At 71.6% G+C, this 10,662-nt stretch carries 9 protein-coding genes; 6 read left to right on the top strand and 3 right to left on the bottom strand.

The genetic code is table 11. From position 1 onward, the window contains the following. Positions 1–216 precede the first annotated feature (216 nt). The gene (locus tag AB0F10_RS17470; protein ID WP_360625309.1) at positions 217–825 is read right to left on the bottom strand and encodes a TetR family transcriptional regulator; all 609 of its coding nucleotides are present in this window, start codon (positions 823–825) and stop codon (positions 217–219) included. A gap of 128 nt (positions 826–953) precedes the next feature. On the opposite strand from AB0F10_RS17470, the gene AB0F10_RS17465 reads away from it, so the two are divergent. The 4 genes from AB0F10_RS17465 to AB0F10_RS17450 all read left to right on the top strand — a co-directional run bounded on the left by AB0F10_RS17465 (position 954) and on the right by AB0F10_RS17450 (position 5,771). Further along, positions 954–1,877 (top strand): ABC transporter ATP-binding protein, encoded by a 924-nt coding sequence (locus tag AB0F10_RS17465; protein ID WP_360625306.1) that lies wholly within the window; start codon positions 954–956, stop codon positions 1,875–1,877. After that, entirely contained in the window at positions 1,874–3,466 is a 1,593-nt protein-coding gene (locus AB0F10_RS17460; protein WP_360625303.1) for a multidrug ABC transporter permease, read from the top strand. The genes AB0F10_RS17465 and AB0F10_RS17460 overlap by 4 nt, the downstream gene beginning before the upstream one ends. A gap of 158 nt (positions 3,467–3,624) precedes the next feature. Then, the gene (locus tag AB0F10_RS17455) at positions 3,625–4,638 is read left to right on the top strand and encodes a LacI family DNA-binding transcriptional regulator (RefSeq protein ID WP_360625300.1); all 1,014 of its coding nucleotides are present in this window, start codon (positions 3,625–3,627) and stop codon (positions 4,636–4,638) included. A 359-nt stretch (positions 4,639–4,997) separates the two neighbouring features. Further along, the gene (locus AB0F10_RS17450; protein WP_360625297.1) at positions 4,998–5,771 is read left to right on the top strand and encodes a glycoside hydrolase family 16 protein; all 774 of its coding nucleotides are present in this window, start codon (positions 4,998–5,000) and stop codon (positions 5,769–5,771) included. A 146-nt stretch (positions 5,772–5,917) separates the two neighbouring features. On the opposite strand, the gene AB0F10_RS17445 is transcribed toward AB0F10_RS17450, so the two are convergent. Together AB0F10_RS17445 and AB0F10_RS17440 are read right to left on the bottom strand one after the other, a co-directional pair. Continuing rightward, on the bottom strand, positions 5,918–8,020 hold the full coding sequence (locus tag AB0F10_RS17445; RefSeq protein ID WP_360625294.1) for an ATP-binding protein: 2,103 nt from the start codon (positions 8,018–8,020) through the stop codon (positions 5,918–5,920). Between the two features lie 66 nt (positions 8,021–8,086). After that, positions 8,087–8,824, bottom strand: coding sequence for a TetR/AcrR family transcriptional regulator (locus tag AB0F10_RS17440; protein WP_360625291.1), 738 nt, complete (start codon positions 8,822–8,824; stop codon positions 8,087–8,089). 98 nt (positions 8,825–8,922) lie between these two features. On the opposite strand from AB0F10_RS17440, the gene AB0F10_RS17435 reads away from it, so the two are divergent. Beyond that, positions 8,923–9,876 (top strand): ATP-binding cassette domain-containing protein, encoded by a 954-nt coding sequence (locus AB0F10_RS17435; protein ID WP_360625288.1) that lies wholly within the window; start codon positions 8,923–8,925, stop codon positions 9,874–9,876. Then, positions 9,873–10,658 carry an ABC transporter permease gene (locus AB0F10_RS17430; protein WP_360625285.1) on the top strand — a complete coding sequence of 262 codons (786 nt, stop codon included), beginning with the start codon at positions 9,873–9,875 and terminating at the stop codon, positions 10,656–10,658. Before AB0F10_RS17435 ends, AB0F10_RS17430 begins: the two co-directional genes overlap by 4 nt. Positions 10,659–10,662: the final 4 nt, after the last annotated feature.

The following is a 10,662-nucleotide window of genomic DNA, read 5'->3' as shown; positions in this document are numbered from 1 at the left end:
GGGGGGCCCCCCGGGGGCCCTCCCAAAACCCGCGCGCGTGACACCCCCCCGGGCGCCCCCGGCCGGGGCGCGGGGGCAACGGGGGGGGGCGCGCCCCGCCGCCGTCAGCACGTATCGCTCGGCACCATCACCATCACCATCACCATCACCGACGCCGGCCGGGAACGCTTCGGCCGCCTCCCGCCCGGTCACGTCGAGGTCGCCCGCCGCGCGAACCTAGGAGGTGGGCCTGGGGCCGGTCAGGTATCGCTGGATCGCGGGCGCACACAGGGCGATGAGCTCGGCGCGGTCCAGGTCGGCGATGGGGCCGGCGCGCACGACGTACCGGGCGACGGCGATGCCGAGCAGGTGGGCGCCGGCGAGGGCGACGCGGGCCTGCCCGATCGTCCCGCCGAGGTGGGGTGCGAGGTCGGCGAGGAAGCGGGCGCTGAGCATCGCCTGCAGGCGGTCGGCGGCGTGGTCGGAGGCGATGGCGGAGCGCACGATCGCCAGCAGGGCGCCGGCGCTGGCCGGGTCCTCCCAGAAGCCGAGGTAGACGTCGATGAGGCGTTCGCCGAGCCGGTCCGGGTCGCCGGTGAGCGCCCGCGTCAGGCGCTGGGGGATCTCGTCCGGGAGTTCGAGGGCGGCGTCGAAAAGGTCGTCCTTGCTGCCGTAGAAGTGCCGGATCAGGCCGGTGTCGACGCCCGCGGCCGCGGCGATCACCCGCAGCGACGCCCCGTCGTAGCCCTTGCCGGCGAACTGCTCGCGCGCCGCGGCCAGGATCGCGTCCCGGGTGCCGCTTTCACCCGTACGGCGACCGGCGGTGCGGCGGTTTTCCGGCTCCACGCCTGACGACACTACCAACCACCCGGCGTTATTCATCGAGTGTTGACTTCAACGGCCGTGGAATTTATCGTCGGAGTGAACTCCTCACCTGTGGAATTCGACCTCGGCTGTTCGGGAAGGGCATCGCCATGAGCTCCTCGCAGTCCGCGTCCGGCGGCGACGCGGTCATCGAAGTGGAAGGCCTGGTCAAGTCGTTCGGGGCGTTCCGGGCCCTCGACGGCCTCGACCTGCACGTCGCCCGGGGCGAGGTGCACGGCTTCCTCGGCCCGAACGGCGCCGGCAAGTCGACCACGATCCGGGTGCTGCTTGGCCTGCTCAAGGCGAACGCCGGGCGGGTCCGGGTGCTCGGCGGCGACCCGTGGAAGGACGTGGTCGCGCTGCACCGGCGGCTGGCCTACGTGCCCGGCGACGTCAGCCTGTGGCCGGGGATGACCGGCGGCGAGGCGATCGACCTGCTCGGCAAGCTCCGCGGCGGCCTCGACGAGACCCGCCGCCAGCATCTGATCGAGCGCTTCGAGCTGGACCCGACCAAGCGCGGCCGGCAGTACTCCAAGGGCAACCGGCAGAAGGTCGCCCTGATCGCCGCCCTGGCCTCCGACGTCGACCTGCTGATCCTGGACGAGCCCACCTCCGGGCTGGACCCGCTGATGGAGTCGATCTTCCAGGAGGAGATCGGCAAGGAGAAGGCCCGGGGCCGCAGCGTGCTGCTGTCCAGCCACATCCTGTCCGAGGCCGAGGCTCTCGCCGACCGGATCAGCATCATCCGGGCCGGGAGGGTCGTCGAGACCGGCACCCTCGACCAGCTGCGCCACCGCACCCGCACCACGATCTACGCCGTCTTCGCGGAGACGCCCGCGAGCCTGGACGCGCTGTCGTCCATCCACGACGCGAAGCTCAAGGACGGCCGGTTCACCGGCGCGGTCGACGCCGAGCAGCTCAGCGCGGCGATGGCCGAACTCGGCCGCTACCCGCTGACGTCGCTGACCGTGGCGCCGCCGTCGCTCGAGGAGCTGTTCCTGAGCCAGTACGGCACCGGCGGCGGCGCGGCATGAACCAGACCCTGACCGGCGCGAAGCCGCTGCTGCGCGCCGCCCTGAAGCAGGACGCCCGAAACATCGCCCCCTGGATCATGCTCATCTCCGCGCTGTCGGCGTCGTCGGTCCTCGCGTACGCGTGGGTGTTTCCCGACCTGCACGCCCGGCAGCAGCTGTCGGCGACCCTCGGCGCGAACCCGGCGCTGAGCCTGATCTTCGGCCCGTCCCGGGACCTGCTGACCGCCGACGGCTTCAACGCCTGGCGCGCCGGCGCCCTCGGCACCTTCTTCGCCGCCCTCATGACGATCTTCATCGTGATCCGCAACAGCCGCGCCGACGAGGACTCCGGCCAGGCAGAGCTCCTCGCCTCCGGCGTGATGGGACGCCAGACCCGCCTCGCCGTCGCCATGATGATGGCGGTGCTCGCCTCGATCGCCCTCGGCGTCGTGTCCTGGCTGCTCACCATCGCCTGCGGCGGCGGCTGGCAGAACTCGCTGATGCTCTCCGCGACGTTCACCGCCTCCGGGCTGATGTTCGCCGGTGTGGCCGGCATCGCCGCACAGATCGGCTCCGACGCGCGCACCGCGAACAGCATCGCCGTCGCCACCCTCGGGATCGCGTTCATCGTGCGCGGCTACATCGACGCCAGTCAGGCGGGGGAGTGGGCGGTGTGGCTCACCCCGCTCGGCTGGCTCGAGCAGGTCCGCCCGGCCGCCGGCAACAACGGCCGGCCGCTGCTGCTCGCGCTGGCCTTCACGATCGTGACGGCCGCGATTGCGCTGGCGCTGCACGCACACCGGGACTTCGGCCTCGGCATGATCGCCCCCCGGCGGGGCCCGGCCCGCGCCGGGATGGTCGCCTCCGTGTGGGGCCTGGCGCTGCGGATCAACCGGGGCTCGCTGATCTCCTGGCTGATCGCGTTCGCCGGCCTCGGCATGGTGTTCGGGTTCCTGGCCACCTCGGTCGGCGACGTCTTCGCGAGCAACCCCGCCATGGGCGGGCTGATCCGATCCGGCGCCACCACTCAGGCCGGGCTGATCTTCGCGTTCCTGGTCACCATCCTGCAGCTGGTGGGGATCATCGCCTCGGTCTTCGGCGTGCAGATCGTCATGCGCGTCTACGCCGAGGAGCTCGACTACCGGGTCGAGCCGGTACTCGCCGGCTCGCTGAGCCGCACGAGGTATCTGGCCAGCAACGCGATCATCGCGTTCGTCGCTCCCGCCGTCGCGCTGCTGATCGCCGGCACCGTCATCGGGCTGGTCGCCTCCGCCGCCGAACCCGGCATCGCCGCGGGCGACGTCCTGCGCCAGGCCGCGGCGACCATCCCGGCCATGTGGGCCATCGTCGCGGTGTCCCTCGCCGCCGTCGGCGCCAATCCGCGGGTCCGGCTGGCCGGCTGGCTCGCCGTGGTGGCCACCTTCGCGATAACCCTGCTCGGCCCGATGTTCCGGCTCTGGGACTGGATCCTCGGGATCAGCCCGCTGTGGCACGTCCCCAACGTCACCGCCGCCGCCGTGGACTGGAGCGGACTGGGCTGGGTCAGCCTGGTGGCCGCCCTGCTGACCGTCGTCGGCTTCGTCGGCTTCGGCCGCCGTGACGTCATCTGAGGGGGTGCGCCGGCGACCTGCCCGGCGCGTCGGAGCCGGGAGTTCTGACCGGCCATGACGCCGCTTTACATGGTCGCGCGTGACTATCTAGGATCGCCGGAGGCCATGTCGGCAGGAGCGTTCCATCCTGGTGATCGGCTCGAGCGGAGGGGGCACGAATGCCGTCACCGGCCCCGTCTCGGCCGCCTACCCTCGACGAGGTCGCCGAGCGCGCGCAGGTGTCCCGCACCGTCGCCTCCCGAGTGATCAACAACGGCCCGCACGTGAGCCGGGCCAAGCGCGACGCGGTCGAGAAGGCGATCCGGGAGCTCGGATACACGCCCAACCGGGCCGCGAGGGCGCTGGCCACCCGTCAGTCCGGTGTGGTGGTGCTGGCGGTCTCCGGCGACGGGCCCGAGGTGTTCGCGGACCCGTTCTTCGCGCAGGTCATCGTCGGCGCGTCCGCCGCCCTGGAGAAGACCGAACTGCACCTCATGCTCAGCCTCGCCACGAGCGGTCACGGCCGGCGCCGGCTGCATACCTTCCTGCAGACCCGGGGAGCCGACGGGGTGATGCTGGTCGCGATGCGCGGCCACGACCCGCTGATCGACATCGCCGCGCAATCGGGAGTGCCGACGGTCTTCGTCGGGCTGCCCCTGCACGGGACGCCGCCCTGCTACGTCGACGTCGACAACGTGGGCGGGTCGCGGGCGGCGACCGAGTACCTGCTCAACAGCGGCCGCCGCCGCATTGCCATGATCACCGGACCCGTCGACACCGCCGTCGGCCGGGAACGTCATCGCGGCTACGCCGAGGCGTTGCTGCTGGCCGGGCTCGAGCCGTACGCCACCGAGCCGGGCGACTTCCTGGAGACCAGCGGCGTCGCGGCCATGCGCGCGCTGCTGAGCGCGCGGCCGGACCTCGACGCGGTGGTCGCGGCCAACGACAACATGGCGGCCGGGGCCCTGCGGGTGTTGCGCGACGCCGGCCGCACGGTGCCCGGCGACGTGGCCGTCGTGGGTTTCGACGACTCGCCGCTGGCGGTGCACACCGATCCGAAGCTCACCACCGTCCATCAGCCGGTGCAGGCCCTGGGCCGCGAGGCCACCCGCATGCTGATCGAGTTGCTGGACGGCGTGCAGCCGGAGTCGTGCATCCTGCCTACGAAGATGGTCGTGCGGGAATCCGCCTGACTGGAAGCGTTTCCAGTTTTGACCGTACGGTTCGGCGCCATCGATGTAAACGACGGGTTTCGCCGATCATGTGGACGGTCGGGCCGCGGCAAGCCCCTCTCGCTGCTGGAACGCGGTACATCCCTGAACAGTAGCCCGAGATCGCGCGGCCGGCCCTTGACACAGTTCGCCGCGTGAGTTCAAAATCTGCCATAGACGTCGCTGGATGAAACGAGCTGGAAGCGCTTCCGAAATGTTTCCACGAGCATCCAGAAGGTCGACGTGTCCACATCAGACAGCGCGGCCCGGGCGCCCCCTCGCCGGCCCACCCCCGACCCGGCATCCCCCACCTCCCCCGCTGTACCGAACTGGAGACATCCGTGCGCAAAATTCGATCCCGCGCCCCGATGGCGCTCGCCCTCGCCGCCCTCACCGTGGCCGCCACCCTGATCGGTGCCGGCGCCCGACCCGCGGAGGCCGCGATCGGCCCGAGCTTCGTCGACAACTTCGACGCGTTCAACACGGGCCGCTGGCACAAGGCCGACGGTTACAGCAACGGCAACCCCTTCAACGTCGGCTGGCGCGCCGACCACGTCTGGTTCAACGGCGGCGTCATGGGCCTCAACCTCGACACCGCCTCCTGCCCGGGCGGCTGCTCCGGAAAGCCCTACGCCTCCGGCGAATACCGCACCAACGACCTGTTCTCGTACGGCCGTTTCGAGACGCGCATGAAGGCCGTCAAGAACCCCGGGACCGTGTCCTCGTTCTTCACCTACACCGGGCCCAGCGACGGCCAGCCCTGGGACGAGATCGACGTGGAGGTTCTCGGCAAGAACACGACCCAGGTGCAGCTCAACTACTTCACCAACGGCGTCGGCGGCCACGAGACCGTCATCAACCTGGGCTTCGACGCCTCGACCGGCTACCACAACTACGCCTTCGAATGGTGGAACGGGGGCACCATCAACTGGTTCGTCGACGGCCGGCTCGTCCACCAGGAGAACGGCTCGCGCGGGCCGCTGCCCACCCACCCGCAGCGCATCATGATGAACCTCTGGCCCGGCATCGGCGTCGACGGCTGGCTGCAGCCCTTCACCTACCCGGGTAGGACGCTGACCGCGAACTACGACTGGGCCAGGTACACCAAGTACTGATCGCCCGGCGTGGCGGCCGGCGCGAACCGGTCGCCACGCCCGTGGTTACAGCTCGATCAGTGGCGAAGGCGTGGTGGCGGGCTTTCCCGGTCACCGTGCGGACCGCGGTCTCGCTGCGCGGCGTTGGTCCCGTCGCCCGCGCCTGGTCAGCCCGGGTCGCTCGACATCGGACCCGAGGTGCGCGATGCCGCGGCGGCGGAGGGGAGGCCCCGGGGCAGCGTGAAGGCGAAGCAGGAGCCGCCGCCGGGGTCGTCGGTGGCGGTGATGGTGCCGCCGTGGCGTTCCACGATGCGCCGGCAGATCGCCAGCCCGAGCCCGGTGCCCTGGTAGCCGCCGCCGACGTGTGCCCGGTGGAAGTTGCCGAAGATCGCCTCGTGCTGGCCCTCGGGCACGCCGATGCCGTTGTCCACGATGCGCACGGTGACCATCGCCTCGTCCTGCCCGGCGGCGATCCGCAGGACGGGGACCACCCCCGGCCTGGTGTATTTGATGGCGTTGCCGACCAGGTTGTCGATCAGCTGCCGGACCAGCACCGGGTCCGCCTGGACCGGGGGCAGCTCGCCGACGGTGAAGAGCGGCTCCGGCCTGCCGGACGCCACCGCCGCGTCCGAGCGGGCGAGCGCGATGTCGGCGACCACCTCGGCCAGGTCCACCTCGGCCGGTGCGAGCGTCGCCTGCCGCGCCGTCGCGTAGGACAGCAGGCCGTCGATCAGGCCGCGCATCCGCGCGGAGGCCAGGGCCAGGCGGGCCAGGTCGGCGCGGGCCTGCTCCAGGTCCGGATGATCCGGTACGCCCTCCAGCGAGTCCCGCGCCGCCATCGCCCACCCATCCACGCTGGCGAGCGGGTTGAGCAGGTCGTGGGCCACCACGCTGGCGAAGTTGGTCAGCTCGTCGCGGTGCCGGCGTTCGGCGGTCACGTCGTGGAAGAGCACCACCGTGCTGAGCGTGCCGTCGGGGTGCGGCAGTGCGGTGGCGGTCACCCGCACCACCCGGCTGTCCGACGATCCCTGGTTGTGGATCAGCATGTCGACCCCGGGCGCGTCCTCGCCGGCGAGCGCCCGCAGGTAGGCCGGCTCGCCCGCGGCGTCCCGGGTGCCGTCGGCGTGGTAGAGGCCGGACCAGTCGGTGCCGAGGATGTCGTTCGGGCCGGCGCGCTCGCCGAACAGGTCGGCGACGGCCGGGTTGCGCAGCGTCACCCGGCAGTCCGGGCCGATCACGGCGAGGCCGTCGCCCATCGAGTCGATGATCGCGGTGAGCAGGTCGGCGTGGTGCGTGACCTCCGCCTTCTGCGCGGCCAGTTCGATCTGCCGGGCGGCCAGTTCGGCCTTCTCCCGGGCCAGGGCGCCCAGCAGCGCGCGTCTTTCGTCGCGGCCCAGCGCCAGGGCGAGCCCGATCACGGCGACCAGGACGGCGAAGAGCTGCACGACGGCCGCCCGCAGCATCACGTCACCGATCAGGGCGAACGGGCCGAAACCCGCCAGGGTGCAACAGAACGCCACGATCCAGACCGCCGCATTGTGCAGCAACACCCAGGGGAGGCTGAGGCGGGCCCCCGCCAGGACGGTGATCCCGAGCAGGGCGAACGACAGCGGAAAGCGGCCCTCGGCCGTGAAGACGGCCAGGTACCCGGCGACGCTGAGGGCGCCGATCCCGGCGACCTCGGCGATCCGCCAGGGCGAGGCGGGACCGCGGGGGTGCCACCAGTCGGCGACCGGGCGGCCCTGCGCCCGGAGCCGGGTGAGCGCGGCTCCCGCGCAGATCCCGGCGGCTCCGATGATCAGGATGCTGGCCATGTGCCGGGCCACCGACATCGTCGAGACCAGGACCGGGAACCCGTCGGTGACCAGGCCCTGGCCGAGCACGTTGACGGTCTTGGCGGCGACGGTCGCCGCGAGGCCGGCCCCGAGCAGGGTCCACAGGTCCCGCGGGGAGCGCAGCGGCGCGCTGCCGCCCGCGCCCCAGAGGCGCGGGCACCACCGGTGCAGCAGCCAGAGGAAGACCATGATCTGGATCAGGCCGACGAGGCCGGCGACGACGCCGCTCGCCACGGAGGCCCCGGTCAGCCAGTCCGTCCCGCCCAGGATCAGGGCGAGAAGCAGCATGTCGAGGCGGCGGGTGGGTGCCCGGCGGTGTGCGCAGAACCAGACCACGGCGACGCCGGCGGCCGGCCAGACCAGGTTGACGTCGTAGCCCAGCCAGAATCGTCGCCCGATGTAACACGCGCCGGCGTATACGAGGGCGAACAACATGGTCCGGGCCAGAGAAAGCCGGTAACCAGCCGTCACCGCCACCCCCGCTCGACAGTCTTCACCTCCCTATCGGCTGGATTCCGCCGTTGCTGAGACGTCGGTTCCGGCGATCGCCGCGAGCCGGGCCTCGATCCCGGTCAGGAGGATCGCCAGCCCGTTCTCGAACCGCTCGTCGGCGTCACCGAACTCGGCCGCCTCGATCATCCGGCCCAGGTACGGGAACTCGCCGGTCGCCAGCAGGGTCGTGAGGTACGGGCCCATGCGCTTCTGCCAGGCGAGGCGGTCGGCGCCGGACGGGTCGGAGTCGGCCAGCTCGGCCTGCACGGCGCCGTTGACCCAGGTGCGAACCAGGTTGAACACATCGAGCATCTCGTTGATGTGCAGGCCGCGACCGCCGAGCAGGGCGAGGTCGCGCTCCGTGCCGCGCAGCACGTTGGGACCCATGATCGGCCGGCTGGCGAGGAACGGGGCGAGCCAGGGGTGCCGGCGCAGGGTCCGCCGGTGGCGGCGCGCCAGGGCCGCCAGGTCGGCGCCGACGTCGCCGGTCGGCTCCTGCGGCTCGAAGCCGACCGCCTGGTCGATCATCACCGTGTAGAGGTCCTCCTTGGCCGGCAGGTAGCGGTAGAGCGTCATCGCGCCGGTGCCGAGTTCCTTGGCGATGCGCCGCATCGAGACGGCGTCGATGCCTTCGGCGTCCGCGATCCCGATCGCCACCGCGGCGATCCGGTCGCGGCTGTATGCCGGCGCCGGACCGTGCGCGGACTTCTCCGGTCGCATCCAGATGATCGATTCCTGCTCGGGCACGACAGCCACTCTACGCAATCCGCCGACAGCTTGCGTACGCCGTACCCAGTCGGTTAGATTTGCGACTGCATACACCGTACCCAGTTAGGGAGGTGATCATGACCGATCCGATCGTTCGCACCAGCGGGCTGCGGAAGGACTTCGGCGCCGTCACCGCGCTGAGCGGCCTGGACCTGGAGATACCGCCGCACGTCGTCTACGGGCTGCTCGGCCCGAACGGCGCGGGAAAGAGCACGACCGTGCGGATCCTGAGCACGCTGACCAGGGCGAGCGGCGGGCAGGCCGTCGTCGCCGGGTTCGACGTGGCCCGCGAGCCCGGCAGCGTCCGCGAGGTGATCGGGCTGGCCGGCCAGGACGCCGCGCTCGACCACGGCCTGTCCGGCCGGGAGAACCTGCGAATCTTCGGCCGGCTGTCCCGGCTGGGTGTGCGCGGCGCCCGGCGGCGCGCCGACGAGCTGCTGGAACGCTTCGACCTCGGGCACGCCGCCGACCGGCAGGTCGGCACCTACTCCGGCGGCATGAGGCGCCGGATCCACCTGATCGCCGGCCTGCTGCGCGCTCCCGAGGTGCTGTTCCTCGACGAGCCCACCACCGGGCTGGACCCCCGGAGCCGGATCGGGGTCTGGGAGTCCATCCGCGACCTGGTGGCCGATGGCACCACCGTGCTGCTCACCTCCCAATATCTGGAGGAGGTGGACCGGCTCGCCTCGGCCGTCGCCGTCATCGATCACGGCCGGCTGATCGCCGAGGGCAGCCCGGCCCAGCTCAAGTCCAGGATCGGCGGTCACATCGACGTCGTGGTGGATTCCGTGGACCACCTGCCGGGCGCCATGGCCGTGCTGGAAAGGCTCACCGGCCGGCGGCCGGAAGCCGACGGGACGCGCATCGTGGTCGCCGCCGTCGGCGAGGTGCCGCCGCTGCCGCGGGTCGTGCGCGAACTCGACCTGGCCGGCGCCGGGATCCGCGACATCGGGATCCGTGAGCCGAGCCTCGACGACGTCTTCCTGTCCCTGACCGGGCCGGCGGCCCGGAGCCCGGAGGTGATGGCGTGATCCTCCTGGCCGACGGCTGGACCCTGACCTTGCGCAAGCTCCTCCAACTGCGCCACCAGCCCGGAACGCTGGCCGCCATGCTGATCGGGCCGATGGTGTTCGTGGTGCTGTTCGGGTTCGTGTTCGGCAGCGCCATCGCCATACCCGGCGGCGGCAACTACCGCGAATACCTGTTGCCCGGGCTTTTCGTCATGACCACCGTGCCCGCCATCTCCACGGCGATGGTGGCCATCGCGACCGACCAGGGACACGGCGTCATCGATCGCCTGCGCTCGATGCCGGCCAGTCGTGCGGCCGTGCCGCTCGGGCAGGCCAACTCGGACGGGATCACCGGGATCTTCGGACTGACGGTCATGCTGGCCTGCGGGCTGGCCGTCGGCTGGCGGGCACACCACGGCATCGGGAAGACCCTGGCCGGGATCGGCCTGCTCCTGCTGTTCCGGTACGCGATGTCCTGGATCGGCACCTTCCTCGGGCTGGTGATTCCCTCGGTGCAGATGGCGGCCGGCCTGGCGCCGCTGACGTTCGTCATCAGCATGCTGTCCAATTCGTTCGTGCCCACCGACGGCATGCCGGACTGGCTCCGGACCATCTGCGACTGGAACCCGGTCAGCGCGACGGTCACGGCGTGCCGGTCACTCTTCGGCAATCCCGGCGTCCCGGGACCGGACGCCGCCTGGCCGCTGGCGCACCCGGTGACCGCGAGCCTGCTGTGGCTCGCCCTCCTCCTGCTGATCTTCGTGCCCCTGTCGGTGCGCCGCTTCGCACGCGCCGGGTTGTAGCGAG

The organism is Actinoplanes sp. NPDC026623 (assembly GCF_040638275.1).
Taxonomy (GTDB): domain Bacteria; phylum Actinomycetota; class Actinomycetes; order Mycobacteriales; family Micromonosporaceae; genus Actinoplanes.
This window is presented reverse-complemented; position numbering and strand designations above follow the sequence as displayed.

Coding starts and splice junctions, on each gene's coding strand:
- AB0F10_RS17455 (WP_360625300.1), top strand. CDS start 3,625: ATGCCGTCACCGGCCCCGTCTCGGCCGCCTACCCTCGACGAGGTCGCC.
- AB0F10_RS17435 (WP_360625288.1), top strand. CDS start 8,923: ATGACCGATCCGATCGTTCGCACCAGCGGGCTGCGGAAGGACTTCGGC.
- AB0F10_RS17465 (WP_360625306.1), top strand. CDS start 954: ATGAGCTCCTCGCAGTCCGCGTCCGGCGGCGACGCGGTCATCGAAGTG.
- AB0F10_RS17460 (WP_360625303.1), top strand. CDS start 1,874: ATGAACCAGACCCTGACCGGCGCGAAGCCGCTGCTGCGCGCCGCCCTG.
- AB0F10_RS17445 (WP_360625294.1), bottom strand. CDS start 8,020: ATGTTGTTCGCCCTCGTATACGCCGGCGCGTGTTACATCGGGCGACGA.